The sequence below is a fragment of the Pseudomonas sp. WJP1 genome (assembly GCF_028471945.1).
In the GTDB taxonomy this organism is placed as follows: Bacteria; Pseudomonadota; Gammaproteobacteria; order Pseudomonadales; family Pseudomonadaceae; genus Aquipseudomonas.
Map to the genome: position 1 here is coordinate 1,845,237 of NZ_CP110128.1, position 25,943 is coordinate 1,871,179.

Here is a 25,943-nt window from a genome sequence, read left to right on the forward strand (position 1 = left end):
CGAGCAGGCTCGCTCCTACATTGGAACGCGGTCACTGTAGGAGTGAGCCTGCTCGCGATGACTGAAGTGGCCTCACTGAAGATTTAAAGGAATGAACCATGCTCCAACTGATCCTCGGCGGCGCCCGCTCCGGCAAGAGTCGCCTGGCTGAAAAAATCGCAACAGACAGCCAGCTTCAAGTGACCTACATCGCCACCAGCCAACCCCTGGACGGCGAAATGAACGAGCGCGTCGCCCATCACCGCGCCCGCCGTCCGGCCGAATGGGCGTTGATCGAAGAGCCTGTGGAACTGGCCCGCGTCCTGCGCGAAAACGCCCGGGCCGACCGCTGCCTGCTGGTGGATTGCCTGACGCTGTGGATGACCAATCTGCTGATGCTCGAGGACAACCAGCGTCTCGCGGCCGAACGCGAAGCCTTGCTCGAATGCCTGGCGTCGTTGCCGGGTGAAATCATTTTTGTCAGCAACGAGACCGGAATGGGTGTCGTGCCGCTGGGCGAATTGACTCGCCGCTATGTCGATGAAGCCGGTTGGTTGCATCAAGCCCTGGCCGAGCGTTGTCAGCGTGTCGTCCTGACCGTCGCCGGCCTGCCCCTGACTTTGAAAGGAACTGCGTTATGACCTCATCCTGGTGGCTGAACCCGTGCCAACCGATCAACGCCCAGGCTGTCGAGCAGGCGCAAGCCCGTCAACAGCAACTGACCAAGCCGACTGGCTCCCTTGGCCAGCTTGAGTCGGTGGCGGTGCAACTGGCCGGACTCCAGGGGCAGGTCAAGCCGAGCCTTGCGCGGGTGTCGATCGCGATTTTTGCCGGTGACCATGGTGTGGTGGCCGAGGGCGTGTCGGCCTATCCCCAGGAAGTCACCGGGCAGATGCTGCACAACTTCGTCAGCGGTGGTGCCGCGATCAGCGTGTTGGCGCGGCAGTTGGGCGCCTCCCTGGAAGTGGTCGACCTGGGCACCATTACGCCGTCGTTGAACCTGGCGGGTGTGCGACACCTGAACATCGGGCCCGGCACGGCGAATTTTGCCCAGGGGCCGGCGATGACCGTGGCGCAAGGTGAACAAGCGTTGCAGGCCGGTCGGGACAGCGTGCAGCGTGCCATCGCGACGGGGGCGCAACTGTTCATCGGTGGTGAAATGGGCATCGGTAACACCACGGCGGCCAGCGCCCTGGCCTGTGCCTTGCTGGATTGCCCGGTGGCGCACCTGACCGGGCCGGGTACGGGGCTGGATGCGACGGGTGTCAGCCATAAAGCGCAGGTGATTGAACGCGCGTTGGTACTGCACGGCGCTCAGCGGGGCGATGCGCTGCAGACCCTGTTCAATCTCGGGGGGTTTGAAGTCGCGGCGCTGGTCGGCGCCTACCTGGCGTGCGCCCAGCAAGGCGTTGCGGTGTTGGTGGACGGGTTCATCTGCAGCGTCGCGGCGGTGGTGGCGGTGCGTTTGAATCCGTCGTGCCGGCCATGGCTGTTGTTCGCTCATCGCGGTGCCGAGCCGGGGCATCGTCATGTGCTGGAAACCCTGAAGGCCGAACCCTTGCTGGACCTTGGCCTGCGACTGGGCGAGGGCAGTGGCGCCGCGTTGGCCGTGCCATTGCTGCGCCTGGCCTGCGACCTGCACGGGCAGATGGCGACGTTCGCGGAAGCGGCGGTGGCGGATCGTCCGGCATGATCTTGCATCTGGACCTGTTGCGCCACGGTGAAACCGAGCTCGGCGGCGGCTTGCGCGGCAGCCTCGACGATGCGCTGACTGACAAGGGCTGGGCGCAGATGCGCCAGGCGGTGGTGGAGCAGGGGCCTTGGGATCGCCTGGTCAGTTCGCCATTGCAGCGCTGTGCGCGCTTCGCCGAAGAACTGGCGGCGCAATCAGGACTGCCGATCGAGCTGGACAAAAACCTGCAGGAACTGCATTTCGGTGCCTGGGAAGGACAGAGTGCCGCGGCGCTGATGGAAACCGACGGCGAGGCCCTGGGTTTGTTCTGGGCTGATCCTTACTCGTTTACCCCGCCTGAGGGCGAACCGGTCGCAGACTTTTCCGCGCGGGTGCTGGCGGCGGTGGCGCGCTTGCATGCGCAGTACGCCGGAGAGCGTGTACTGCTGGTCAGTCATGGCGGGGTCATGCGCCTGTTGCTGGCCCACGCCCGGGGCTTGCCGCGCGAGCAGTTGCTCAATGTCGAAGTGGCTCATGGTGCGCTGTTCTCGCTGTCGGTCGAGCCCGGCGGCGTCTTGAAGGAAGTACGCTGAACATGTTGCCATTCTGGATCGCCCTGCAATTTCTCAGCAGCCTGCCGATTCGTCTGCCGGGCATGCCGACGCCCGAGGAGCTGGGGCGCTCGCTGCTGTTTTATCCGTTGGTGGGCGTGCTGTTCGGCGGCATTTTGTGGGGGTTGAACGGGCTGTTGCTGGGGGCGCCACTGTTGCTGCATGCGGCGCTGTTGCTGACGGTATGGGTGCTGCTCAGCGGCGCGCTGCACCTGGACGGCCTGGCCGACAGCGCCGACGCCTGGCTGGGCGGATTCGGCGACCGCGAGCGTACGCTAACGATCATGAAGGATCCGCGCAGCGGGCCGATCGCCGTGGTCACGCTGGTGTTGGTGTTGCTGCTGAAGTTCGCTGCTCTGGTCGCGCTGATCGAACAGCAGCAGGCGCTGGCCCTGATCATTGTTCCCTTGATCAGCCGCAGTGCGTTGCTGGGGCTGTTCCTGACCACGCCTTATGTGCGTCCCGGCGGCTTGGGGCAAGCCCTGGCCGATCATCTTCCGCGATCGGCGGGCAAACAGGTGTTGGCGGGCAGTGCCTTGCTGTGCGTGCTGATCGCTGGCCTCAACGGTGTTTGGGCGCTGCTGCTGGCGGCGCTGATGTTTGCCTGGTTGAGGCAGGTGATGCTGCGCCGATTGGGCGGCACGACAGGCGACACGGCGGGGGCGTTGCTGGAGCTATTGGAAGTAGCAGTGTTGGTGGGCGTAACGTTGCTCTGAGTCCTTGTAGGAGCGAGCGGGCGGCGATCCGACTTGCCCGCGAAGAACGACAACGCGGTCGGCCTGATGGATCGCGGCGCTCCCTTCGCGGGCAAGCCTCGCTCCTACAGGTAATATGTATCAAAAAATTTGCTTTCATCCAACCACGGGTATATACACGCACCATGCTCGACTCCCAATGTTTATGCATCAACCTGCGTCGCGCGGCCCGTGGCGTCAGCAGGCATTACGACGGCGCCCTCGATGGCTTCGGGATCAACGTTGCGCAGTATTCTTTGCTGTGCAACCTGCAGCGCCTGGATCAACCGAGTATTTCCACCCTCGCCGAGGCCATGGGCCTGGATCGCAGCACCCTGGGGCGCAATTTGCGGGTGCTGGAAGGTGAAGGTCTGGTGACGCTGGTCGAAGGTGAAGACATGCGCAATCGCATCGTCGTGTTGACCGAGGCGGGCGCCGAGCGTCTGAAAGCCGCCTTGCCGGCCTGGGAAGCGGCGCAACAGCGATTGGTCGATCGCCTGGGCGCGGAAAAGCGTGAGACCTTATTGAAATTGCTGGACGAACTGGCCTGAGGCCGGTTTTTTCGATTTTAAGCGGGTATATACCCGCATGTGGAGAACAAAAATGACCTCGATGTGGCGTACGTGCGGTTGGGTTTTGCTGGGAAGTGCGCTGATCCTGGCGTTGTCCCTGGGGGTGCGACACGGCTTCGGGCTGTTCCTGGCGCCGATGAGCGCCGAGTTCGGCTGGGGGCGTGAGGTCTTCGCCTTCGCCATCGCCCTGCAGAACCTGATCTGGGGCCTGGCGCAACCCTTCACCGGTGCCCTGGCCGACCGCTTTGGCGCGGCGAAAGTGGTGCTGGTGGGCGGTGTCCTGTACGCGGCGGGTTTGGTGTGCATGGGGCTTTCCGACTCGGCGGTGACCTTGTCCCTGAGCGCCGGCCTGCTGATCGGCATCGGCCTGTCCGGCACGTCCTTCTCGGTGATCCTCGGCGTGGTCGGCCGCGCGGTGCCGCCGGAAAAACGCAGCATGGGCATGGGTATCGCCAGCGCGGCCGGTTCGTTCGGCCAGTTCGCCATGCTGCCCGGCACGCTCGGTTTGATCGGCTGGCTCGGCTGGTCAGCGGCGTTGCTGGCGCTGGGACTGCTGGTGGCGCTGATAGTGCCGCTGGTGGGCATGCTCAAGGACAAGCCGCTGCCGGTCATGGGCCACGAACAGACCCTCTCCGAAGCACTGCACGAGGCCTGCTCCCATTCGGGATTCTGGCTGCTGGCGTTCGGCTTTTTTGTCTGTGGCTTCCAGGTGGTGTTCATTGGCGTGCACCTGCCGGCCTACCTGGTGGATCAACATCTGCCGGCGACGGTGGGCACCACGGTGCTGGCGCTGATCGGCCTGTTCAACATCTTCGGCACCTACACTGCCGGCTGGCTCGGTGGACGCATGTCCAAGCCGCGTTTGTTGACTGGCCTGTACTTGTTGCGAGCCGTGGTGATCGCACTGTTCCTGTGGGCGCCGGTGACGACGACCAGCGCCTACCTGTTCGGCATGGCTATGGGGTTCCTGTGGTTGTCGACCGTTCCCTTGACCAACGGCACCGTGGCCACCTTGTTCGGCGTACGAAACCTGTCCATGCTCGGTGGGATTGTTTTCCTGTTTCACCAGCTCGGGTCGTTTCTCGGTGGCTGGCTGGGCGGGGTGGTGTATGACCGGACCGGGAGCTACAACTTGATCTGGCAGGTGGCGATTCTCTTGAGCCTGATGGCTGCGGCCCTGAACTGGCCCGTGCGTGAGCGGCCGGTGGCGCGCCTGCAAAGCCAGATGAGTGCGACATGAACAGCCTCTGGCCGCGGGTTTTGATCTTCGCTGCCTGTGCCTTGCTGCTGGCCGTTGCCTGGTGGGGCTGGCATCAGGGAGGCTTGGCGTTGATGCAGTTGGGCATGGGGGCGTGTTAAAGGGTGGCGTGCAGAAGGATGCTTGCTAGCAGCAAGTGAGGGCGAGTAACTTCAATCTCACACGAATTCTGAAGGAAGCACCGATATGCTGATGCGCTGGTTGGCGGTTCCCGCGTTACTGGTAGCGTTTACCGGATTGGCCCAGGCGGCAGAGTGCCCGGCTCTGCTGCAAGGCTCGTTGCCCAAGTTGCGTGCCAATGAGTCCATCGATCTGTGCCAGCGTTTCGCCGGCAAGCCGCTGGTGGTGGTCAATACCGCCAGCTTCTGTGGGTTTGCCCCGCAGTTCAAAAGCCTTGAGGCGCTCAATCAGCGTTACAAGGCGCAGGGGCTGGAAGTGATCGGTGTGCCGTCCAATGACTTCAAGCAGGAGTCCAAGGACGGCGCCGAGACAGCCAAAGTCTGCTACGTGAACTACGGCGTGACCTTCACCATGACCGAGCCGCAGAAAGTCCGTGGCGACGATGCAACGCACCTGTTCAAGGTGCTCGCCACACAGAGCAGCGCGCCGAAGTGGAATTTCTACAAGTACGTGGTCGATCGCCAAGGCAAGGTGGTTGCCAGTTTCTCCAGCCTGACCAAGCCCGATGATCCTGAGTTCATTGAGGCGGTGGAGAAGGCCCTGGCTTCGCCACCATTGGCTTCCACGCCCTGACCTATGGGATCGGGCTCGCTCGCGAAAAACCCAAAAAGCCCCGCGCTCTCTGTAGGAGCGAGCCTGCTCGCGATGGACTTGAGAGCGCCGCGGGGTGCCAGGCTTCACGCATTATCGTTGACGTCCATCGCGAGCAGGCTCGCTCCTACAAAAAAGCCCCGCGCTCTGCCGAAGATCGCGGGGCTTTTTTGATTCAGGCGGGGAGTCTTTCAGGCTCGCCCACTCTCATCAGAAGCGGTAGGTAGCACCGACGCCGAAACCGTTTGCCCAGTTTTCGTACTTGGCGCTGTAGGTCTGGCGGTCGTTGTCATCGTTGACCTTGACCGACTCTTCACGCAGGTACGAGTACGCAACGTCGATGGTCAGGTCGTCGGTCGGGCTCCAGCCGGCGCCCAGGCTGAAAATCGTGCGATCGCCCGTCGGGATGCGCGGGGAGCGGTTTTCGTTGTTGGTTGGCGACTGGTCAACCGACAGGCCGGTACGCAGCACCCACTGTTTGTTCAGCTGGTAGGAAGCACCGATGGCGTGAGCCCAGGTGTCGTGCCAGTTCTGTTCTTCAGTAATGGTGCCGAACGCTGGGTTCAAGGCAGCGGGCACGCCACTGTTCTCGACGGTGATTTCTTTCAGGCGGCTCCAGCGAGTCCAGGTGCTGCCTGCGTAGAGGGTCCACTGGTCGTCCAGTTGATGAGTAACCGAGAAGTCCACCGACTCAGGTGTGGTGATGTCCAGCGAAGCGTCGTACTTCTGGTTCGGGCTCTGGCGCAGGGCGGCGAGGCCGACGTAGTTGACCTTGGTGTCACCCTCGAGCTTGTACTTCACTTTCGAGTGATAGGTCAGGCCGACGCGAGTGGAGTCGGTGGCTTGCACCAGGATACCAATGTTGTAGCCCAGCGCAGTGTCATCACCCTTGATTTTGACTTCACCGTCCGGTGCGGCCGGGTTGCGGCTCAGCGACAGATTCGATTCCAGCTTGCCGTCGATGCGGTTGATGGTTGGACCAAAACCGATCGACACCTTGTCGTTGAAGGCGTAGCTGACGGTTGGCTGCAGGGTCACGATCGTGACTTCACTCTTGCTGCCGAAGTAACGGCCGGCGAAGCCGTTCTCGTAGTCGGTCACCAGGCCGAAAGGAGCGTAGACGCCGAAACCGACTGCCCACTGGTCATCGAGTGGCTTGACGTAGTAACCCATGGGCACGCCCATGAAAGGGACCATGTCGCCCTTGTTGGTGCCACCATTCGAAGAGCTGGCATCACTGATGTCAGCGTGTGCGTCAATGAATGCAACGCCACCGGTCACTTGTTCGCGCTTGAGGCGAGACATGCCGGCAGGGTTGCCAAAAACGGTGGATGCGTCGTCGGCAGAAGAAGATCGCCCGGCAAAACCTGTCCCCATCCCGCTGATGCTTTGTTCGTTGAGGGCAAAACCACTTGCGAAGAGTTGGGTGGATGCCAAGGCAACGGCGAGGCTAATGGTGGTTTTGAGCATTACTTTTTTCATTATTAGAACTCCTGGTGATCACCGGGGCGAAAATTACCAACATTTTCGTCCCAGCGCCATAGGCTGTAATGCTTGATTTAGAGCGGTTTTGTAGGACAATCCGACCAGATTCGCTGCCAGTTGCGCGATCTTTGGATCCAGGGGTTTCAGCAGGCGACCAGATTCATCGGTGCAACACAGGTTTGCCAGGCGCAGGTGAAGTCTCTCAGGCGTCCCTGGGGCTGGAAAGTCTGGCGCCAGATGCGGGCCATGCCCAGCAGGTCGTCTGCTTCGGGGAGGGGGGTGTTCTGTTCTTCGACCAGCAGCCAGGCGATGGCAGTGGCGTAACGCAGGTTGACGGTCAATTCCAGGTGCGGCCCACTGAGGAATGCATGTTGGCTGGCCAGGCCACGTACCAGGCTTGCGCGTTCCGGATCGAGCGCCAGGTAATGGTCCCAAAGTGCCTGGTGGCGGGGTTCGGCGATTCGGTAGAGGCCGTGTCCACGGCGGTCATGCAGGGCGGAACCAAGGGCTGACTGGCTGGCGGCGATGCCTAGCAGCAGGGATTCGGCGGTTGTGCTATGGCATCCAAGGTAGATCAAGGTCGGACGGATCACATAGCGGCACAGTTCGCTGGCAGCGATACCCATAAAACCCTCGATACATCAATTTGGCGACGAACCTGAAAGGCTTTGGCAGCGGTGAATCGACTCAGGCTCGTCGGAAGCGGATCAACCCGCTTGAGTTGAAGTCTAGTGTCATATTCACCGCGTAAAGGTCTGTTTTTAAAATATTTCTGCCGGCGAGTTATAAACCTTATATCTATCCGTGCTTAGTCATCGTGAAACCTCGGGCAACAAAAAGCCCCGCTTTTCGGGCGGGGCTTCTGGTGTTTCAGGTGTGCTGGCGTTTCAGGCGACCAGGGCCTGACGCGTACGCTCGATCACCGCCTGCAGCGGCTCGGCGCTGGAGTACTGGTCGGGGTACAGGCGTTCGCTGTGACGGGCGATGCCGTGTTCGTTGACCAGGGTGAAGCTGAAACAGCCTTTGCGAGCGGCCATGATCAGGCAGTTCATCGGTGCAAAAGCGTTGGTAAGGGTGCGGATAGCATCCTGGGTGTGGATTTGAGTAGACATAGTCATTGGGTGTTCCTACAAGCGACACGGATAAGAGCCGTGCAAAATTAAAACGTTCCAGTAACGACGACCACCGTTGGTCGAACGAAGAACCCGACTGGAACAAAGCAGCCAGTTTGAAGCGCTGATAATTGGCGCGCTTGGGCTGGCAGGTAGGTACTTAGGAGGGCAGGCAGCACATCAAGGGCAAAGGTTCTGGGCCCGGGGTGAAGATCCTGATCAATTTGCAGGCTGGTTCGGTCAGAGTAAGTGAGCCTGGCAACACCCTTTGCTTTCGATTCAAAGGCTGTGTTGGCGCAAGATTTACCTGGAAACCATCGAGGTGGCCGATCCCGCTTTTTCGGTAGCGGCTTCCTGTGGGAAGGCTGCGCCGGGGGGATTTGTTCGACCAGAATTGACTTTCAGCTTGGTACTAACGCCGCGGATACTAACGGATTGAACAGGCAAAGGGAAGCGCGCTGGCAAAAAAATCTGGATGGTCGCTTGGCTTCATCCTTCGGCGTTTGCTGGTCGAGGCCTGGAAACTGTTCGGTCATCGCGCGCAATCCGACCGGCGGTCATCGCTAAAAGCTGCCTGGAGCGCGGGTTTGCCGGGGGGTTATCCCCAGCAATCAAGAAAAATGCGCCGAAAAAACGCAGTCATATAACTGTCCCGAAGGTAGTTGTGCACATTAGTTGCGCGGACTGTCACCGCGCTGTCATCCAGCCTTCAAACGCAGTGGGTGCCTGTAACCAAAATTTAAGTCAATGAAAAATATCGTCTTTTTTAACTGGTGAAAAAATCGTCAGTTTGACTGCAGGCCCCATTCCATAAGCCTTTGCGCGAGTTCAATGGCGGTTGTCCACTGAGTTATCCACAGCTTCTGTGGATTGTCCCGAGCGCTTGCTCTAGGACGGGCGTGCCGGGTTTTTTTCGGCTTTACCTGTAAGAAAAAGAGAGTAGAGTGGCGCGCCTTCCGATCTGCCCACAGTGCTTTATGAAGTTTCGTACACCGCCTCCTTCCTCTTCCGTCAAATCGTCCACGGTTGCCTCACCCAAGCGCATTTCGATGCGGGTGGCCGAGTGGCTGCTGGATAGCCCGCGCCTGGGCGAAAACCCCAACGTCAAACACATCGCCGGACGTTTGCTCAAGCAACCGGCCCGTGAAGGCGTCGTCGCTGCGCAGAGCCGGCTGGGGCAACTGATGTGCCGTGAATGCGGCAATGCCCGGGATCGCCGGATTGGCCAGGATCTCTTGCGTCAGGCCGCGCGGGCAGGGGACGTGCGCGCGCAGCAGGAACTGGGCTTGCTCGAAGACTGAGCTGTCCAAGACCTGACGCCTTGGTTAACCTTCAGGCTTTATTTCAATGGCAGGAGTGGCTATGGCTATGGACTTGACCAGCGCATTGCTGGGGCTGGCGGGCGCGGCCTTGCCGCTGCTGGTGTTGGCCTGGCAACTGCAACGTCGGGCGAGCGCCGCTCAGGCCCAGGCGTCGCTGCTGGAAGAGCGCCTGGCCACGGCACATCTGGCGCAGGATGGCCTGAATGCGCAGCTCGAGGCCTGTCGCGATGAAGTCGCTGATCTGGGTCAGGCCAACGCCGCCAAACAGGCGGACCTCGCCGCCGTGCGGCGTGAGGTCGAACTGCTGCAGATCGAGCGTGACGATGCCCGCGATGCGGCCCACGCCTGGAATATCGAACGCGCCGGCAAAGAAGCCGAACTGCGCCGCCTCGACGCCCAGGCCGCGTCCCTCAAGGCCGAGTTGCGCGAGCAACAGGAAAGCCATCAGCAGCGCCTCAACGACCTGCAGGGCTCGCGAGACGAACTGCGTGCGCAGTTCGCCGAGCTGGCGGGGAAAATCTTCGATGAGCGCGAGCAGCGTTTTGCCGAAACCAGCCAGCAGCGCCTGGGGCAGTTGCTCGATCCATTGAAGGAGCGCATCCAGTCTTTTGAAAAGCGCGTCGAGGAAAGCTATCAGGCCGAAGCCCGGGAGCGCTTCTCCCTGGCCAAGGAGTTGGAGCGCCTGCAACAGCTCAACCTGCGCCTGAGCGACGAGGCCACCAACCTGACCCGCGCCTTGAAAGGACAGAAAACCCAGGGCAACTGGGGCGAATTGATTCTGGAGCGCGTGCTTGAGCACGCGGGGCTTGAGAAGGGGCGCGAGTACCAGACCCAGGTCAATCTCAAGGGCCCGGACGGCGAGCGTTTCCAGCCGGACGTGATCATTTACCTGCCGGGCGACAAGCAGGTGGTGGTCGACTCCAAGGTCAGCCTGACGGCCTATCAGCAGTACGTGGCGGCCGAAGACGAAGCCATCGGCCAGATCGCCATCAAGCAGCACGTGCTGTCGTTGCGCAATCACGTCAAGGGCCTGGCCGGCAAGGACTACAAACGTCTCGACGGCTTGCACAGCCTGGACTTCGTCCTGTTGTTCGTGCCGATCGAGGCGGCGTTTTCCGCCGCGTTGCAGGCAGAGCCCACGCTGTTCCAGGAAGCCTTCGACCGCAACATCGTGATCGTCAGCCCGACCACGCTGCTGGCGACCCTGCGAGTCATCGACAGCCTGTGGAAGCAGGAGCGGCAAAGCCAGAACGCCCGGGAAATCGCCGAGCGGGCCGGGTGGCTGTACGACAAGTTCGTGCTGTTCATCCAGGACCTGGACGAGGTCGGCAATCGCTTGCAGCAACTGGATAAGGCCTACAGCTCGGCGCGCAACAAGCTGACAGAAGGCCGCGGCAACCTGGTCAGCCGCAGCGAGCAGCTCAAGTTGCTGGGGGCACGGGCGAGCAAGAGCCTGCCAGCTGACTTGCTGGAGCGGGCGATGACGGATGTGGATGGGTTGGTCGAACTGCCGGAATAGGCCAAAAAGCATCGCGGGCGAGCCCGCTCCCACAGGGTTAAGGGTTGCTCACATAATATGCGTCCAACGCAAAACCTGTGGGAGCGGGCTTGCCCGCGAAGGCGTCAGAGGCCATGGCACGGGATTAAAGCCAATAACATTACAAAGGCAAATGCCGACTCAACAACGCCCGCAACGCCGCCGGTTTCACCGGCTTGGCTAAATAATCCAATCCCGCCGCATGCACCTGGGCCATTGTCTCGGGCCGACCGTCGGCGCTGATCACCACGCCGGGTACCGGTTCACCCAGTCGGGTGCGCAGCCAGGCCATCAGCTCGGTCCCGGTTTCGCCGTCGTCCAGGTGGTAATCCACCAGTGCCAGTTGCGGGCGCAAGCCATCGCCGAGCAGGGCCATGCACTCCTGGCGGTTGCGCGCGGTCCAGACCTGGCAGCCCCAGCGGGTGAGCAGGCTGTTCATGCCGATCAGGATGCTGTCTTCATTGTCGATGCACAGCACATGGGCGCCGCTGGGCAGTTTGCCATTGAGTTCGACTGCCTTGTTCGGCAGCGCGGCTTGCGCGCGGGCCAGGGGCACGCTGACGCTGAACACGCTGCCGCGCCCCGGCCAAGAGCGTACGCGCAACGTGTGCCCAAGCACGCGACATAATCCGTCGGCGATCGCCAACCCTAGCCCAAGCCCTTTTTCGGCGCGGGTCTGATGGCTGTCGAGGCGTTTGAATTCTTCGAAGATCACCTGTTGCTTGTCTTCCGGTATGCCTGGCCCACGGTCCCACACTTCCAGGCACACCTCACCGTGGCGACGGCGCACGCCCAGCAGCACCGGCCCTTTGGCATAGCGGAACGCGTTGGTCAGGAAATTCTGCAGGATGCGGCGCAACAGCTTGATGTCGCTGTCGATGCGCAACTTGCTGCTCCTGACGCGAAACTCCAGGCCCTGGTCCCGCGCCAGCGCCTTGAACTCGGCACCCAGGGTGGTGAACAACTCATCGAGCGCGAACGGCTTGGCATCCGGGTTGATCTTGCCGTTTTCCAGACGGGAAATATCCAGCAAATCGCTGATCAGGTCTTCGGCCGAGCGCAGCGAACTGTCCAGGTGCTGGACCAGTTTTTGCGTCTCGGCAGACAAGCCGTCGTCCTGGTGAGTCAGGGCGGCGGAGAACAGGCGCGCGGCGTTCAACGGTTGCATCAGGTCATGGCTGACGGCCGCCAGGAACCTGGTTTTCGACTGGTTCGCGGCCTCGGCGGTGCCCTTGGCTTCGGTCAGTGCGACGTTGAGTTGTGACAGCTCGTGGGTGCGTTCGGTGACGCGTTGCTCCAGGCCCTCGTTGGCCTCGGTCAACGCCTGCTCGGCTTCGCGGAACGCGGTGATGTCGGTGAAACTCATGACGAAACCACCGCCGGGCATCGGGTTGCCGATCAGTTCGATCACCCGGCCATTGGGGAACAGCCGCTCGGAGGTATGTGCCCGGCCCTGGCGCATCCAGTGCAGGCGCCGTGCGACGTGCACTTCGGCTTCACCGGGGCCGCACAGGCCGCGTTCGGCGTTGTAGCGGATGATGTCGGCAATTGGCCGGCCGACGCTGATCAGGCCGTCCGGGTAGTTGAACAGCTCCAGGTAGCGGCGATTCCAGGCCACCAGTTTCAGCGACTGGTCGACCACGCTGATGCCCTGTGTGATGTTCTCGATCGCGCCTTGCAGCAGGGCGCGGTTGAATTGCAGGACTTCCGAGGCTTCGTCGGCGATGCGCACCACGTCTTCGAGCTGCATCTCCCGGCCTTCAATGGCGGCTTTCACCACGGCGCGAGTCGATGAAGCGCCCAGCACACCCGCAAGCAAGCGTTCGGTGTGGGCGATCCATTCACCATCGGCGTTCTGGTTCGGATTGAAGCCCTTGCCCTGGCGGTAGGCAAAACGGATGAAACTCTGCCGGGCGCGTTCTTCACCGACGAAGCGTGCGGCCAGTTGCAGCAGGTCATCGATCTGTACCGCGAGCAGCGAGCGGGCGCTGGGCCGGGCGCTGATTTCCTGGCCAATGAAGCGCCCGGCCTGCCAGTGCTCCGACACGCGGGTGCGCGACAGCACCGAGACCCAGGCGAACAGCGTGAAGTTGCCCGCCAGTGACAGCACCACGCCCTGGGTCAGCGGGGTGATCGGCAGGTTCAGCGGGTTGCTGTGCAGCCAGGCCAGGCCCGGGAAACTGCTCAGGGACAAGCCAAGGCTGTGGGCGGCAATCGGCAGGATCAGCGTGTAGAACCACAGGAATGTACCGGCGGCGAGGCCGGCGAATACGCCGCGGCGGTTGGCCTGTTTCCAGTACAGCGCGCCTAGCATCGCCGGTGCCAGTTGCGTCACGGCGGCGAAGGCGATCTGGCCGATGGTCGCCAGGCTGGCGGTCGATCCCAGTAGGCGATAACTGACGTAGGCCAGCAGCAGGATGACCACGATGGTCACGCGGCGCACCGACAGCATCCACTGGCGGAACACCTCGAACGGGCGCTCGGCATTGTTGCGCCGCAGCAGCCAGGGCAGCAGCATGTCGTTGGAGACCATGGTCGACAGCGCCACGCTGGCCACGATCACCATGCCGGTGGCTGCCGATGCGCCGCCGATAAAGGCCAATAACGCCAGGGCAGGGTGAGCCTGGGCCAGTGGCAGGCTGATGACGAAGGAGTCCGGCAACACGGAACTGGGCAGCATCATCTGGCCCGCCAGTGCGATCGGCACGACGAACAGGGCCGCCAGGGCCAGGTAGGCCGGGAACACCCATTTGGCCAGGCGCAGATCCTGCGGGTCGATGTTCTCGACCACGGTCACGTGGAACTGCCGCGGCAGGCAGATGATCGCCATCATCGCCACGCCGGTCTGCACCACCATTGATGGCCAGTTGATGGTCTCCTTCCAGTATTCCTCGAGGCGCGGGGCGAGCATGGCCTGGTCGAACAGGTCATCGAAGCCGTCGTACAGGCCGAAGGTCACGTAGGCGCCAACGGCGAGGAAAGCGAACAGCTTGACCAGCGACTCGAACGCAATCGCCAACACCATGCCACGGTGGTGTTCCGTGGCGTCGAGGTTGCGCGTGCCGAAGACGATGGTGAACAGCGCCAGGACCAGGGACACCACCAGCGCGGTGTCTTGCGCGCGAACCCCCATGGCATCGGCGCCGGCACCGATCAGCAGGTTCACCCCGAGCACGATGCCCTTGAGCTGCAGCGCGATGTAGGGCAACACGCCGACCAGGCAGATCAGGGCCACCACCACCGCCAGGGATTGCGATTTGCCATAGCGGGCGGCAATGAAGTCGGCAATGGAAGTGATGTTCTCCTGCTTGCTGATCATCACCATTTTCTGCAGGACCCACGGCGCGCCGAGCAACAGCAGGATCGGCCCGAGGTAGATTGGCAAGAAGGACCACAGCTGCTCGGCCGCCTGGCCCACCGCGCCGAAGAAGGTCCAGCTGGTGCAGTAGACCGCCAGCGAAAGGCTGTACACCCAGGCCCGCATCCGCGGCGGCAGGGGCGCGCTGCGACGGTCGCCGTAGAAGGCGATGGCGAACATGATGGCCATATAGGCCAGGGCGACGACGGCAATCAGCCCGCTGGACAGCGACATGGGAACTCCAGGCAACCAAAGACACCCGGGCCTCCCGCCCGGACTGACAGTCTCGCACGATGGCCGGGGTTAGTCAGTGTCGACCAAGGTCGTGGCGTGGCGGGGTGTCGCAGCAGATTGATGGTGCCTGTTCGGCCCTAATCGCGAGCAGGCTCGCTCCCACAGGATAATGCGATCAAATTGTGGGAGCGAGCCTGCTCGCGAATGGGCTTCACTGATTCAACGCAATCTCGATCAACCGATGCAGCTCTTCAACCTCCAGCGGCGCCTCGGAAAACAGGATGCGAAACACGATAGGGGCAGCCACCATGTTGATCAGGCGATCGACGCCAGGCGTGGGCTGATCCGGGTAGCGATCGAGGATGACCTGCAATTGCCCGCCTATGATCGTCGCGCAATAGCTTGGCTTGAGGCTCGATTGCACGTCGCGCAGCATGTTGCGTCCAGGGGCGGAACTCATTTCGTCCAGGTACTGATCCGCCCAGGCCCGCACATCGCCCAGCAGGCTGCCGGTGTTGGGCGACTCGGTTTCCGGTTGCATGCGGGCCAAAGCGACGTCCGCCAGCAACGCCGACAGGTCCCCCCAGCGCCGATAAATGGTCGAAGGCGTGACCCCCGCGCGCGCGGCAATTTGCGGCACGGTGACGCTGGCGCGGTCTTGCTCTTCGAGCAGTTCGCGCACAGCGGTATGGATCGATTCCTGAACCCGGGCGCTGCGGCCGCCGGGACGTAATGTGGGCGCTGTCATTGCGTGTGTCCTGTTTCGCGGGGCCCTGCAGGGCCATGCATCTGACCTTAACACAAAGAATTTGCTTTAAGGATCGGTCGGTAGCACACTCCGCAAAAGCAAAAAATTAGCTTTTGTGGAGTGTGCTCATGTCCAGTTCTCGTTCAAACCGTGCAAGCCTGTGGTTCCTGGCCATCACCTTGCTCAGTTTTCTGGCGGCTTCGACGGCGCCGACGCCCTTGTATCAGTTGTATCAGGAGCATCTGCAGTTTTCCGCTGCCATGCTCACCCTGATTTTCGGCGTGTATGCCCTCAGCCTGCTGGCCGCGCTGCTGACGGTGGGTTCGCTCTCGGACTACCTGGGGCGCAAGCCGGTGATTTTCATTGCTGTCGTGCTCAACAGCGTGGCGATGCTGTTGTTCATTTACGCCGATAGCGTCGGCTGGCTGATTGGCGCCCGGGTGCTGCAAGGTTTCGCCACCGGCATGGCGACAGCCGTGCTCAGTGCCACCTTGCTGGATGTGGATCGCCAGCAGGGGCCGCTGATCAACAGCGTTGCGCCCTTGCTCGGCATGGCCATGGGCGGCTTGGGTTGCGGCCTGCTGGCGCAATTCGCACCCGCACCCCTGCAGTTGACGTACTGGCTGCTGCTTGCCCTGTTTGTGTTGCAGGCCGTGTATGTCTGGCGATTGCCAGAGAGCGTATCGCCCCAGGCCGGGGCCTGGGCATCGTTGCGCCCGACACTGCATGTGCCTGTTCAAGCGCGCTCGACCCTGTGGCGGGTATTGCCGCTCAACGTGGCGACCTGGGCGCTCGGCGGTTTTTACGCATCGCTGGCACCGTCGCTGGTGCGTACGGCCACCGGTTCGACCTCGAACCTGATTGGTGGAGCAACGGTCGCGGCCTTGACGTTGACCGGCGCCGCGATGATTTTCACCCTGCGCAATCAGCCCGCCGGCAAAGCGCTGCAGCTGGGCACAGGTTTGCTGCCGGTGGGTATCGTGCTGATCCTGCTGGGTGTGCATAGCGCGAGTCTATCCCTGTTTTTCCTGGGCACGCTGGTGGCCGGCTGTGGTTTCGGTGCCGGTTTCCTCGGTGCCGTGCGCAGTCTGGTGCCCTTGGCCTTACCCCATGAGCGGGCTGGATTGATGTCGGCGTATTACGTGCTCAGTTACCTGGCGTTCTGCCTGCCGTCGTTCCTGGCCGGAAACCTGACGCATGCGTTCGGCCTGGTGGCGACTGCTGATGGCTATGGCGCAGGGCTGATTATCCTCTCCGTCGGCGCCTTGCTCATGGCGTTGCGTCAACGCAGGGCCAGGGTGTGCGTTGCAGGTGAATGATTGTTTATCTGCAAAATAGATAACAGTTAGAGATATTACCCGTTATATAGATATTCTATCCAGATCTAAGATGGACTCCACCTCAAGAGAGGACAGGAGTTCGCCATGACATGCCCCAATACCCTCAAGCCCGGTATCAAACCGTTCAGCCATTTGCAGCACCCGCGTGAAGTCATCCGCCAGTTCACCCCCAACTGGTTCGCAGCCACCATGGGCACCGGGGTGCTGGCCTTGGCGCTGGTGCAATTGCCCGTTGCCAGTCCAGTGCTGCACGCCATTGCCGAAGCCCTTTGGCTGTTCAATATCGTTCTGTTCCTGTTGTTCACGGCGCTGTACGCGGCGCGCTGGGTGATGTTTTTCGATGAGGCGCGGCGGATATTCGGCCACTCCACGGTTTCGATGTTTTTCGGCACGATCCCCATGGGCCTGGCGACCATTATCAACGGCTTTGTGTTGTTCGGTTTGCCGCGCTGGGGCGATGGCGTGATCCACCTTGCCGAGGCCTTGTGGTGGCTGGACGTAGCTATGTCGGTGGCATGCGGGGTGCTGATTCCCTTCCTGATGTTCACCCGCCAGGAGCACAGCATCGATCAGATGACCGCGGTCTGGCTGCTGCCGGTGGTGGCGGCGGAAGTGGCGGCCGCCAGCGGTGGCTTGCTGGCGCCGCACCTGGCCGATGCCCATGGGCAACTGGTGATGCTGGTGACCAGCTACGTGCTCTGGGCATTTTCCCTGCCGGTGGCGTTCAGCATCCTGACGATTCTGCTGCTGCGCATGGCACTGCATAAACTGCCCCACGAAAACATGGCTGCTTCGAGCTGGCTGGCACTCGGGCCTATTGGTACCGGTGCACTGGGCATGTTGCTGCTGGGCGCCGATTCACCGGTCATCTTTGCCGCAAACGGTTTGCCGGGTGTCGGTGAAATTGCCGCGGGGCTGGGCCTGGTCGCCGGGATCACCCTGTGGGGCTTTGGCCTGTGGTGGATGCTGATGGCCGTGCTGATCACCCTGCGTTATTTGCGCGCCGGCATTCCTTTCAATCTCGGCTGGTGGGGTTTCACCTTTCCGTTGGGCGTCTATTCTTTGGCAACGTTGAAACTGGCCAGCACGCTGCACCTGACGTTTTTCAGTGTCTTTGGGTGTGTGTTGGTGAGCCTGCTGATCGTGATGTGGCTGATTGTCGCCAAGCGTACGGTGCAAGGTGCCTGGCGCGGCGAGCTGTTTGTCTCGCCGTGCATTGCAGGATTAAAGAAATAACCGGCAAAGATTAGGTAATGTGTGGCCTGGATCGACGTGCGACATTCCAAGACTGTATCCACGCCACTCGCTACCTATTCATCAGCTTCAGGGACACATGGAAGATGAGTCACCCTTCACAGTTCACCTTGCTGCGCACCCGGCGTTTCCTGCCGTTCTTCGTGACCCAGTCCCTCGGGGCGTTCAACGACAACATCTTCAAGCAGTCGCTGATCCTCGCCATCCTGTACAAGCTGTCGATCGAAGGCGACCGTTCGATCTGGGTCAACCTGTGCGCGCTGCTGTTCATCCTGCCGTTTTTCCTGTTCTCGGCGCTGGCCGGGCAGTTCGGCGAGAAATTCGCCAAGGACGCGTTGATCCGCCTGATCAAGCTCGGGGAGATCGCCATCATGGCGGTGGGCGCGGTGGGCTTCCTGTTCGATCACCTGTCGTTGATGCTGCTGGCGCTGTTCGCCATGGGTACGCATTCGGCGCTGTTCGGGCCGGTGAAGTATTCGATCCTGCCCCAGGCCCTGCGTGAGGACGAACTGGTGGGAGGCAACGGCCTGGTGGAAATGGGCACCTTCCTGGCGATCCTGGCCGGGACCATCGGCGCCGGCATCATGATGTCGTCCAGTCACTATGCGCCGGTGGTGTCCACCGCGATCATCGCTATCGCCGTGCTCGGTTACCTGGCCAGTCGCGGTATTCCGCGGGCGGCGGCGGCTTCACCGGATTTGCGCCTGAACTGGAACATCTTTAGCCAGTCCTGGGCCACGCTGAAACTGGGTCTTGGGCAGACCCCGGCGGTGTCGCGTTCGATCGTCGGCAACTCCTGGTTCTGGTTTGTCGGGGCGATCTACCTGACGCAGATCCCGGCCTATGCCAAGGAATGGATGCACGGCGACGAAACTGTCGTGACCTTGATCCTGACGGTGTTCTCGGTCGGCATCGCCGTGGGTTCGATGCTCTGCGAGAAGCTCTCCGGGCGCAAAGTCGAAATCGGCCTGGTGCCGTTCGGTTCCTTCGGGTTGACCGTGTTTGGCCTGTTGCTGTGGTGGCATTCCGGCGGGATTCCTGAAAATGCCCTGGGCCATGGCTGGCTCGAGATCCTCGGGTTTGGCCACGCCTGGCTGGTGTTGCTCGACATCCTCGGCCTGGGGGTGTTCGGCGGCTTCTACATCGTGCCGCTGTATGCCCTGATCCAGTCACGCACCGCAGAGAACGAGCGGGCCCGGGTGATCGCCGCCAACAACATTCTCAACGCGCTGTTCATGGTGGTGTCGGCGATCGTCTCGATCATCCTGCTGAGCCTGGTCAAGCTGTCGATCCCGCAGTTGTTCCTGGTGGTATCGTTGCTGAACATCGGCGTCAACGCCTACATCTTCAGGATCGTTCCCGAGTTCACCATGCGTTTCATGATCTGGCTGCTCAGCCATTCCATGTACCGCGTGGAGCATCGCAACCTGGACCTGATTCCCGATGAGGGGGCGGCCCTGCTGGTGTGCAATCACGTGTCGTTCGTCGATGCCTTGCTGATTGGCGGCGCGGTGCGTCGGCCGATCCGCTTCGTGATGTACTACAAGATCTACAACTTGCCGGTGCTCAATTTCATCTTTCGCACCGCGGGGACGATTCCGATTGCGGGCCGCCAGGAAGACATCCAGATCTACGAAAAGGCCTTCACGCGCATCGCGCAGTATCTCAAGGACGGAGAGTTGGTGTGCATCTTTCCGGAGGGCAAGCTGACCGCGGATGGTGAGATCAACGAGTTCAAGGGCGGGCTCACGCGCATTCTCGAAGAAACCCCGGTGCCGGTCATTCCCCTGGCATTGCAGGGGTTGTGGGGCAGCTTCTTCAGCCGCGATCCGGGCAAGGGGCTGTTTCGCCGCTTGTGGTCGCGGGTGACGCTGGTGGCGGGGCCGATGGTGGCTGTTGAAGCGGCGCAGCCGGCCAGGTTGCAGGCCATGGTGGGTGAGTTGCGGGGTGCGGTGCGCTGAATCCTGATAACAAACCCCGTGGGAGCTGGCTGTCGGGTCGTCGCATCACAGCGATGGCGGCCTGACAGCCGACCCTATTCTTTCGGTGTACATATCCATTTCTGCGGTAACGGCCACCTATGGTTTCGCTTTTACTGTAGGAGCGAGCATGCTCGCGATGAACCTGAGAGCGCCGAGGGGTGTCAGGTGCCCAGCGTCATCGTTGACGACCATCGCGAGCATGCTCGCTCCTACAGGGCCCGCCGCGATGGGCCATCCTTGGCCCAGTGCGGCTAAACCGGCGTCCTGCCGGTTTAGCCACTGCGCAGAACCTCCACTCGGCCTCTCGATGGGGCAAGAAAATCAAAAGCCAAAGCAACAGCCAAAGCGAGGCGGCCTGACAGCCGACCTGATTGCAGGTCTGTCCACATTCCCCTGTGGGAGCCAGCCTGCTGGCTATGGACTTCCAAGCAACGCGATCATCCAGACAGGGCGCGTTATCGTTGACGTCCATCGCCAGCAGGCTGGCTCCCACAGGGAATTGGGGGGTATCTGCAAAAATCAGGTCGGCTTTAAGGCCGCCTCGCTTTGGCTTTAGATTTTGGGCGCCCCGTTAAACCACGATGGCCGAACGCAGGCATTGCGCAGTGGGGAAACCGGCAGGACGCCGGTTTAGCCGCGCTGGGCCATGGATGGCCCATCGCGGCGACCCACGGAGCAATGCCGGAGTGAGGGCATGCCGAGCCTTAGCGAGGCACCGAGTGGTGGGGCAAGAGCGTTTGGTTACTTTGCGCTTTTCAAAGTGACCCGCTGTAATTGGATGGACTCGCCCGCGCCGAGGCGTCAATGCGCCACGGGGGCAGTCTAAGAAGCCACCGACAGCGAGGGCGAATCCATGAAAAAGCATACGACGGTTAAACAGTCTTTGTCTTCCAGCGATCTGTCGGCCTGCACGACAGTGGCGGTCGATTTGGCCAAGCAGGTCTTTCAGGTGGCAGGCGAAGACGCCCTTGGCCAGGTGCTTTACGAAGAACGTATCAAGTCGCGTGAAGCCTTTCACGCCTTTCTGCGCCAACTGCCGCCAAGCGTAGTAGTGCTGGTGGAAACAGGTCCAGGCGCTCAAGCATGGGCGCGCCAGCTACAGGCTCAGGGCAATCTGGCGCGGATTCTTCCGGCACAGCTGGTGGCCCAGCACCGCAGCGGCGCCAAAAATGATCGAAATGATGCACTGGCCATATTGCGTGCGGGACGGGACAGCAAAATTGCCGCGGTCCCCATCAAAAGCGCCACCGCGCTGGCCATGCAGGCCTTGCACCGGGCCCGCCAGGGTTATGTCCGTCGGCGCACAGCCATGAGTAACCAGATGCGCGGTTTGCTGATGGAGCATGGCGTTGTCCTGGCTCAGGGTGATGCGGCGATCAACCAGACCCTGCCTCGGGTGCTCGAAGACGCCACCCAACCGTTGCCGGAGATGTTGCGTGAACTGATCGACGAGCTGCTGGGCGAATGGCGCCAACTGGGCGAACGGGTCAACGTCCTGACCGGTCGCCTGGAGAAGGCCGCGAACGAGGACAAAACGGCCCGGCGGCTGATGACCGTGCGCGGGATCGGCCCGATCATCGCCACTGCGCTTTTGGCCAAGCAGACCGACCCTGAGCGCTTCGCCAATGCACGCCAGTTCGCCGCCTACTTCGGCATGGTGCCTGAGCAGAAAAGCAGTGGGCAGAAAATTCGCCTGGGCCGGATAAGCAAACGCGGCGACAGCTATGTGCGCAGCCTGATGGTTCAAGGCGCTCACGCGGTATTGAGGCATTTGCGCGCGGATTCGGAGCTGCCCGACGATCGTCGCTTGCAACGGTGGCAGGCCCGGCTGGGGCGCAAGGAAGCGGCGATACGCTTGGCGAACCGCAACCTGCGAATCGTTTGGGTGCTGCTACAAAATGAGCAGACTTACCGCAGCCAACCGGCCCATGGCCGGCCAGCTGCGCCAAGTCACTGAACATAAGCGTTCTGCCACCGGGGCGCCACGGCGCTTCAGCCCCTGCTAGAAAACATTGACCCCAGGTCAGACCGTCGCGGATCGATGCCTGCGCTCTTACCGGCCTTCGAGGCCTGCATGTAATCGGCATACCGCGAGCTCAACCAATGTCGGCCAGAAGCCGCAGACAGGGCTTCCTCGAACAGGCCTTATACATAGATGCAACCGGGTAGCAGTGTTTGAAAAACAGGTGGCCAGTGGGGGCGAGTCCATACATAAAAGCGGAACCATAAGTGGCCGTTACCGCAGCAATGGATATGTACTCGGACAACAATCCCTACAGGCTTTGACGCGGAATGGATCAACGTCAGTAGAGGCGCCGCTGGAGGTAGTCACAGATTGACGGACAGGCTCAGGGCGTGAGGAGGGCAAAAAATCAAACGCCAAATCAAAAGCTTGCGCGAGGCGGCCTACCGGCCGGCCTGATCTGAAGCCGTACGCATTACCCACTGTTCCGGGATCTCACCCCGCCATCGTCAGCCGGTTACGCCCCTCGCGCTTGGCGACGTACAGTGCGCTGTCAGCCCTGCGCAACAGGCTCTCGGCGGATTCGCCGGGCAGCAGGGTCGAGCAGCCGAGGCTGACTGTCAGCTCCACCGTGCGGCCATCGGCCGGATAGTCTTCGATCTGCGCTGCGCACCGCAGGCGTTCGCCGACCAGGGCCGCCGCCTCCCGGCTGGTGTTGGATAGCAGGATCAGGAACTCTTCGCCACCGTAGCGAAACACCATGTCGACATTACGCAGCTGGTTCTTGATCGAGGCGGCCACCGCCTTGAGCACGTCATCGCCGGCGCTGTGCCCATGGGTATCGTTGATCTGCTTGAAATGATCGATGTCCAGCATCAACAACGACAGGGGCTGCATATGGCGTCGCGCCAGCTCGATTTCCCGCTGCAACGTCTGGTCCATGGCGATGCGATTGCCGGTGTCCGTCAGCGGATCACGCAATGCACTTTGGGTGGCGGCGCGGTACAGCAGGGTATTGCGCATAGGGAAGAGCAGGGTGGCGAGCAGAGACTCGAGGCTGGCCTGTTCCTGTTCGCTGAAACGCTGGTTGCGGCGAAAGATCAGTTCGCCCAGATGCTCGCCTTCGTGGCTCAGGCTGTAGCTGATCGAGTGGTGGCCCCGCAGGCCGAATTCCAAGCGCAAGTCACTGCTCTTGTGCAGGTAGCTCAAGGCATCAAGGGGGACCAGTCGCTGGATTTCGCGGTAGAACAGCCCGAGTATGCGTTGCGGCTCAAGGCTGGTTTGCAGCTGCAGGTTCAATTGCTGACGCAGCTGCGCGAGGCTGACGGGCCTCTCAAGTATCGGTGGCTGCTGACCAAAGCCCAGGCGTTGCAATTTGGCGCTGTCAAAGTCAATTGCGTTGGTCTGGGAAGGTGGTTTCATATGGCGTGCGCCCTTGAGCAGTAAGGCTGTCTTACAAGCTGGGTGCGAGCGGCTCCAGGCCGCGCGTCATACTGGTCCCTCAGTCCCGTAGGACATTTCGTACAAGCTTAATCTGCTTTATCGCAGATTAGTAATCGGCAATTTGGCCTCGCCGCCTCGGCTTTCCCACAGCTGGTTCGGACAAATGTAAAGCGAAAGTCATGCCATTTAGCTGATTTTTAGTAAAAACCCTTATCTATCAATGGCTTGATAGGGGTTAAAGTTGGCGAGGAAAGTTTTGCGACGGTTGTTTGACTGAAAGCACGTTGTCGTTGTTGTGCCGCGTCTGGAAGTCGACGCGACACAAAAGCGACGGACGGTATCACTGGGCGTTGAATGCCTGGCCGTTGATACCGCTGCTGTCCGGGCCCATCAGGTAGAGGTAGACCGGCATGATCTCCTCGGGTGTAGGGTTGTTCAGCGGATTTTCACCCGGATACGCCTGGGCGCGCATGCTGGTGCGAGTGGCTCCCGGATTGATGCTGTTGGAACGGACCGGCGCCACGCTGTCGACTTCGTCGGCCAGGGTTTGCATCAGGCCTTCGGTGGCGAATTTCGAAACCCCGTAAGCGCCCCAGTATGCGCGACCCTTGCGCCCTACGCTGCTGGAGGTGAACACCACCGAGGCATCCTGGGACAGCTTGAGCAGTGGCAGCAGGGTGCTGGTCAACATGAACATGGCGTTGACGTTGACCTGCATGACGCGCATGAAGTTTTCGCCGGACAGCTGCTCGATCGGGGTGCGCGGACCGATGATCGACGCGTTGTGCAGCAAGCCATCCAGATGGCCGAATTCGCTTTCGATCATCGCGGCCAGCTCATCGTATTGATGGGGCAGGGCGGTTTCGAGGTTGAACGGGATTACGGCCGGTTGCGGATGGCCGGCGGCTTCGATCTCGTCGTAGACCTGGATCAGGTTGGCTTCGGTCTTGCCCAGCAACAGGACGGTGGCGCCATGGGCGGCATAGGTTTTGGCGGTGGCAGCGCCAATGCCACGACCGGCACCGGTGACCAGGATGACCCGGTCCTTGAGCAGGTCGGGGCGGGCGGAATAATCAAACATAGAAACCTCACGAAAACAGACGACAGATCGCGGCGCGGCCATTCGCGGGCTTGCCCGCGAAGGCGTCAGCATTCACGCCGCATTCCAATAAACGGGTGCAGGCTCTCAGCAGCCACAGAGCGCGCTATCAAGCACCTTGCGCAACTCCAGCGGATGATCGACCACCACATCCGCCCCCCAATGCCGCGGATTATCGTCCGGGTGGATGTAGCCGAACGTCACGGCGGCCGTCCGGGTGCCGGCATCGCGCCCCGATTCGATATCGCGCAGGTCGTCGCCCACGAACAGCACGCTGGCCGGGTCGAGGTCGAGCATCTTGCAGGCGAGGATCAAAGGCTCCGGGTCCGGTTTGCTGTTCTTCACGTGGTCCGGGCAGATCAGCAGGGCCGAGCGCTCGGCCAGCCCCAGTTGCTGCATGATCGGCTCGGCGAAGCGCAGCGGCTTGTTGGTGACCACGCCCCAGACCATGTTGGCCTTCTCGATGTCGACCAGCAGTTCACCCATGCCGTCGAACAGCTTGCTGTGAACCGCGCAGCCCACCAGGTAGCGCTCGAGGAACTCCAGACGCAACGCCTCGAAGCCTGGGGACTCCGGGTCCATGGAAAAGGTCACGGCGACCATCGCCTTGGCGCCACCGGAGATTTCGTCGCGGATGTGCTTGTCGTTGATCGGCGGCAAACCGCGGTCGGCACGCATCGCCTGGCAAATCGCAATGAAGTCCGGCGCGGTGTCGAGCAGGGTGCCGTCCATGTCGAAAAGAACTGCTCTGATACGCATCGGCTTACTCCTCGCGCAGGGTCTGGATCATGTAATTGACGTCCACGTCAGACGCCAGTTTGTAATGCTTGGTCAGCGGGTTGTAGGTCAGGCCGATGATGTCCTTGACGGTCAGGCCGGCCATGCGGCTCCAGGCACCGAGCTCGGAAGGGCGGATGAACTTCTTGAAGTCGTGGGTGCCGCGCGGCAACAGCTTCATGATGTATTCGGCGCCGACGATGGCGAACAGGTAAGCCTTCGGGTTGCGGTTGATGGTGGAGAAGAACACCTGGCCGCCCGGCTTGACCATGCGGAAGCACGCGCGGATCACCGAGGATGGGTCCGGTACGTGTTCGAGCATTTCCAGGCAGGTGACCACGTCGAACTGTTCCGGCATCTCCTCGGCCAGGGCTTCGGCGGTGATCTGCCGGTATTCGACGTTCACGCCCGATTCCAGCTGATGCAGTTGGGCCACCGCCAGTGGCGCTTCGCCCATGTCGATGCCGGTCACGGTCGCGCCGCGCTGGGCCATGGCTTCACTGAGGATGCCGCCGCCGCAACCGACGTCGAGGACTTTCTTGCCAGCCAGGTTGACGCGTTCGTCAATCCAGTTGACGCGTAGCGGATTGATGTCGTGCAGCGGTTTGAATTCGCTCTCGCGGTCCCACCAGCGATGGGCCAGGGCTTCGAATTTGGCGATTTCGGCGTAGTCGACGTTGCTCATGGTTTAA

Annotated in this window: 23 protein-coding genes and 1 pseudogene; 14 read left to right on the forward strand and 10 right to left on the reverse strand. The window is 61.5% G+C overall.

Annotated elements, in window-relative coordinates:
* The first annotated feature begins 98 nt into the window (after positions 1–98).
* The 8 genes from cobU (at position 99) to OH720_RS08475 (ending at position 5,579) form a co-directional block, all read left to right on the forward strand.
* Complete coding sequence (cobU, locus tag OH720_RS08440; RefSeq protein WP_272605217.1) at positions 99–620, forward strand: bifunctional adenosylcobinamide kinase/adenosylcobinamide-phosphate guanylyltransferase; 522 nt, start codon at positions 99–101, stop codon at positions 618–620.
* Complete coding sequence (gene cobT / locus OH720_RS08445; RefSeq protein ID WP_272605218.1) at positions 617–1,672, forward strand: nicotinate-nucleotide--dimethylbenzimidazole phosphoribosyltransferase; 1,056 nt, start codon at positions 617–619, stop codon at positions 1,670–1,672. Before cobU ends, cobT begins: the two co-directional genes overlap by 4 nt.
* Entirely contained in the window at positions 1,669–2,244 is a 576-nt protein-coding gene (gene cobC, locus OH720_RS08450) for an alpha-ribazole phosphatase family protein (RefSeq protein WP_272605219.1), read from the forward strand. The genes cobT and cobC overlap by 4 nt, the downstream gene beginning before the upstream one ends.
* 2 nt (positions 2,245–2,246) lie before the next feature.
* Positions 2,247–2,978: an adenosylcobinamide-GDP ribazoletransferase gene (locus OH720_RS08455; protein ID WP_272605220.1), complete on the forward strand. Its 732-nt coding sequence runs from the start codon at positions 2,247–2,249 to the stop codon at positions 2,976–2,978.
* 164 nt (positions 2,979–3,142) lie between these two features.
* The gene (locus OH720_RS08460) at positions 3,143–3,547 is read left to right on the forward strand and encodes a MarR family winged helix-turn-helix transcriptional regulator (RefSeq protein WP_272605221.1); all 405 of its coding nucleotides are present in this window, start codon (positions 3,143–3,145) and stop codon (positions 3,545–3,547) included.
* A 52-nt stretch (positions 3,548–3,599) separates the two neighbouring features.
* Complete coding sequence (locus tag OH720_RS08465) at positions 3,600–4,808, forward strand: MFS transporter (protein ID WP_272605222.1); 1,209 nt, start codon at positions 3,600–3,602, stop codon at positions 4,806–4,808.
* Positions 4,805–4,927, forward strand: coding sequence for a hypothetical protein (locus OH720_RS08470; RefSeq protein WP_272605223.1), 123 nt, complete (start codon positions 4,805–4,807; stop codon positions 4,925–4,927). The genes OH720_RS08465 and OH720_RS08470 overlap by 4 nt, the downstream gene beginning before the upstream one ends.
* Before the next feature lie 85 nt (positions 4,928–5,012).
* On the forward strand, positions 5,013–5,579 hold the full coding sequence (locus OH720_RS08475; RefSeq protein ID WP_272605224.1) for a glutathione peroxidase: 567 nt from the start codon (positions 5,013–5,015) through the stop codon (positions 5,577–5,579).
* Between the two features lie 228 nt (positions 5,580–5,807).
* On the opposite strand, the gene OH720_RS08480 is transcribed toward OH720_RS08475, so the two are convergent.
* The 3 genes from OH720_RS08480 to OH720_RS08490 form a co-directional block, all read right to left on the reverse strand.
* On the reverse strand, positions 5,808–7,079 hold the full coding sequence (locus OH720_RS08480; protein WP_272605225.1) for an OmpP1/FadL family transporter: 1,272 nt from the start codon (positions 7,077–7,079) through the stop codon (positions 5,808–5,810).
* A 146-nt stretch (positions 7,080–7,225) separates the two neighbouring features.
* The gene (locus OH720_RS08485; RefSeq protein WP_272605226.1) at positions 7,226–7,708 is read right to left on the reverse strand and encodes a hypothetical protein; all 483 of its coding nucleotides are present in this window, start codon (positions 7,706–7,708) and stop codon (positions 7,226–7,228) included.
* 261 nt (positions 7,709–7,969) lie between these two features.
* Entirely contained in the window at positions 7,970–8,194 is a 225-nt protein-coding gene (locus tag OH720_RS08490) for a hypothetical protein (RefSeq protein WP_007898912.1), read from the reverse strand.
* 977 nt (positions 8,195–9,171) lie between these two features.
* Here OH720_RS08490 and OH720_RS08495 point away from each other — a divergent pair.
* Both OH720_RS08495 and rmuC read left to right on the forward strand, forming a co-directional pair.
* Complete coding sequence (locus OH720_RS08495) at positions 9,172–9,495, forward strand: sel1 repeat family protein (protein ID WP_336299064.1); 324 nt, start codon at positions 9,172–9,174, stop codon at positions 9,493–9,495.
* A gap of 175 nt (positions 9,496–9,670) precedes the next feature.
* Positions 9,671–11,035, forward strand: a complete 1,365-nt coding sequence (gene rmuC / locus OH720_RS08500; RefSeq protein ID WP_272606419.1) for a DNA recombination protein RmuC — start codon at positions 9,671–9,673, stop codon at positions 11,033–11,035.
* Positions 11,036–11,174: 139 nt separating this feature from the next.
* Here rmuC and OH720_RS08505 read toward each other — a convergent pair whose 3' ends face one another.
* Positions 11,175–14,645, reverse strand: a complete 3,471-nt coding sequence (locus OH720_RS08505; protein ID WP_272605227.1) for a hybrid sensor histidine kinase/response regulator — start codon at positions 14,643–14,645, stop codon at positions 11,175–11,177.
* A gap of 211 nt (positions 14,646–14,856) precedes the next feature.
* Positions 14,857–15,393, reverse strand: a complete 537-nt coding sequence (locus OH720_RS08510) for a TetR/AcrR family transcriptional regulator (RefSeq protein WP_272605228.1) — start codon at positions 15,391–15,393, stop codon at positions 14,857–14,859.
* Positions 15,394–15,521: 128 nt separating this feature from the next.
* Between OH720_RS08510 and OH720_RS08515 the strand changes: the two genes are divergently transcribed.
* From OH720_RS08515 to OH720_RS08525, 3 genes are all read left to right on the forward strand, one after another.
* Positions 15,522–16,712, forward strand: coding sequence for an MFS transporter (locus tag OH720_RS08515; RefSeq protein ID WP_272605229.1), 1,191 nt, complete (start codon positions 15,522–15,524; stop codon positions 16,710–16,712).
* Between the two features lie 105 nt (positions 16,713–16,817).
* A complete protein-coding gene (locus OH720_RS08520) occupies positions 16,818–17,969 on the forward strand; it encodes a TDT family transporter (protein WP_272605230.1) in 1,152 nt (383 codons plus the stop codon).
* A 104-nt stretch (positions 17,970–18,073) separates the two neighbouring features.
* Complete coding sequence (locus tag OH720_RS08525; protein ID WP_272605231.1) at positions 18,074–19,948, forward strand: MFS transporter; 1,875 nt, start codon at positions 18,074–18,076, stop codon at positions 19,946–19,948.
* Positions 19,949–20,080: 132 nt separating this feature from the next.
* On the opposite strand, the pseudogene OH720_RS31670 reads toward OH720_RS08525, so the two are convergent.
* Positions 20,081–20,170: pseudogene (locus OH720_RS31670) on the reverse strand (outer membrane lipoprotein carrier protein LolA); the annotation flags it as partial.
* A 697-nt stretch (positions 20,171–20,867) separates the two neighbouring features.
* Between OH720_RS31670 and OH720_RS08530 the strand changes: the two are divergent.
* Positions 20,868–21,926 (forward strand): IS110 family transposase, encoded by a 1,059-nt coding sequence (locus tag OH720_RS08530; protein ID WP_272606420.1) that lies wholly within the window; start codon positions 20,868–20,870, stop codon positions 21,924–21,926.
* Between the two features lie 501 nt (positions 21,927–22,427).
* Here the strand turns inward: OH720_RS08530 and OH720_RS08535 are convergent.
* The 4 genes from OH720_RS08535 to ubiG form a co-directional block, all read right to left on the reverse strand.
* Positions 22,428–23,354, reverse strand: a complete 927-nt coding sequence (locus tag OH720_RS08535; protein ID WP_272605232.1) for a GGDEF domain-containing protein — start codon at positions 23,352–23,354, stop codon at positions 22,428–22,430.
* A 361-nt stretch (positions 23,355–23,715) separates the two neighbouring features.
* On the reverse strand, positions 23,716–24,456 hold the full coding sequence (locus tag OH720_RS08540) for a YciK family oxidoreductase (RefSeq protein ID WP_272605233.1): 741 nt from the start codon (positions 24,454–24,456) through the stop codon (positions 23,716–23,718).
* 105 nt (positions 24,457–24,561) lie between these two features.
* Positions 24,562–25,233, reverse strand: a complete 672-nt coding sequence (gene mupP / locus OH720_RS08545; protein ID WP_272605234.1) for an N-acetylmuramic acid 6-phosphate phosphatase MupP — start codon at positions 25,231–25,233, stop codon at positions 24,562–24,564.
* Positions 25,234–25,237: 4 nt separating this feature from the next.
* Positions 25,238–25,936 carry a bifunctional 2-polyprenyl-6-hydroxyphenol methylase/3-demethylubiquinol 3-O-methyltransferase UbiG gene (gene ubiG, locus OH720_RS08550; RefSeq protein WP_008065228.1) on the reverse strand — a complete coding sequence of 233 codons (699 nt, stop codon included), beginning with the start codon at positions 25,934–25,936 and terminating at the stop codon, positions 25,238–25,240.
* Between the last annotated feature and the right edge of the window lie 7 nt (positions 25,937–25,943).

What these genes read in the sequence shown, in the direction of transcription:
- cobU (WP_272605217.1), top strand. Translation starts at nt 99, where the DNA reads ATGCTCCAACTGATCCTCGGCGGCGCCCGCTCCGGCAAGAGTCGCCTG.
- cobT (WP_272605218.1), top strand. Translation starts at nt 617, where the DNA reads ATGACCTCATCCTGGTGGCTGAACCCGTGCCAACCGATCAACGCCCAG.
- cobC (WP_272605219.1), top strand. Translation starts at nt 1,669, where the DNA reads ATGATCTTGCATCTGGACCTGTTGCGCCACGGTGAAACCGAGCTCGGC.
- OH720_RS08455 (WP_272605220.1), top strand. Translation starts at nt 2,247, where the DNA reads ATGTTGCCATTCTGGATCGCCCTGCAATTTCTCAGCAGCCTGCCGATT.
- OH720_RS08460 (WP_272605221.1), top strand. Translation starts at nt 3,143, where the DNA reads ATGCTCGACTCCCAATGTTTATGCATCAACCTGCGTCGCGCGGCCCGT.
- OH720_RS08465 (WP_272605222.1), top strand. Translation starts at nt 3,600, where the DNA reads ATGACCTCGATGTGGCGTACGTGCGGTTGGGTTTTGCTGGGAAGTGCG.
- OH720_RS08470 (WP_272605223.1), top strand. Translation starts at nt 4,805, where the DNA reads ATGAACAGCCTCTGGCCGCGGGTTTTGATCTTCGCTGCCTGTGCCTTG.
- OH720_RS08475 (WP_272605224.1), top strand. Translation starts at nt 5,013, where the DNA reads ATGCTGATGCGCTGGTTGGCGGTTCCCGCGTTACTGGTAGCGTTTACC.
- OH720_RS08480 (WP_272605225.1), bottom strand. Translation starts at nt 7,079, where the DNA reads ATGAAAAAAGTAATGCTCAAAACCACCATTAGCCTCGCCGTTGCCTTG.
- OH720_RS08485 (WP_272605226.1), bottom strand. Translation starts at nt 7,708, where the DNA reads ATGGGTATCGCTGCCAGCGAACTGTGCCGCTATGTGATCCGTCCGACC.
- OH720_RS08490 (WP_007898912.1), bottom strand. Translation starts at nt 8,194, where the DNA reads ATGTCTACTCAAATCCACACCCAGGATGCTATCCGCACCCTTACCAAC.
- OH720_RS08495 (WP_336299064.1), top strand. Translation starts at nt 9,172, where the DNA reads ATGAAGTTTCGTACACCGCCTCCTTCCTCTTCCGTCAAATCGTCCACG.
- OH720_RS08505 (WP_272605227.1), bottom strand. Translation starts at nt 14,645, where the DNA reads ATGTCGCTGTCCAGCGGGCTGATTGCCGTCGTCGCCCTGGCCTATATG.
- OH720_RS08510 (WP_272605228.1), bottom strand. Translation starts at nt 15,393, where the DNA reads ATGACAGCGCCCACATTACGTCCCGGCGGCCGCAGCGCCCGGGTTCAG.
- OH720_RS08515 (WP_272605229.1), top strand. Translation starts at nt 15,522, where the DNA reads ATGTCCAGTTCTCGTTCAAACCGTGCAAGCCTGTGGTTCCTGGCCATC.
- OH720_RS08520 (WP_272605230.1), top strand. Translation starts at nt 16,818, where the DNA reads ATGACATGCCCCAATACCCTCAAGCCCGGTATCAAACCGTTCAGCCAT.
- OH720_RS08525 (WP_272605231.1), top strand. Translation starts at nt 18,074, where the DNA reads ATGAGTCACCCTTCACAGTTCACCTTGCTGCGCACCCGGCGTTTCCTG.
- OH720_RS08535 (WP_272605232.1), bottom strand. Translation starts at nt 23,354, where the DNA reads ATGAAACCACCTTCCCAGACCAACGCAATTGACTTTGACAGCGCCAAA.
- OH720_RS08540 (WP_272605233.1), bottom strand. Translation starts at nt 24,456, where the DNA reads ATGTTTGATTATTCCGCCCGCCCCGACCTGCTCAAGGACCGGGTCATC.
- mupP (WP_272605234.1), bottom strand. Translation starts at nt 25,233, where the DNA reads ATGCGTATCAGAGCAGTTCTTTTCGACATGGACGGCACCCTGCTCGAC.
- ubiG (WP_008065228.1), bottom strand. Translation starts at nt 25,936, where the DNA reads ATGAGCAACGTCGACTACGCCGAAATCGCCAAATTCGAAGCCCTGGCC.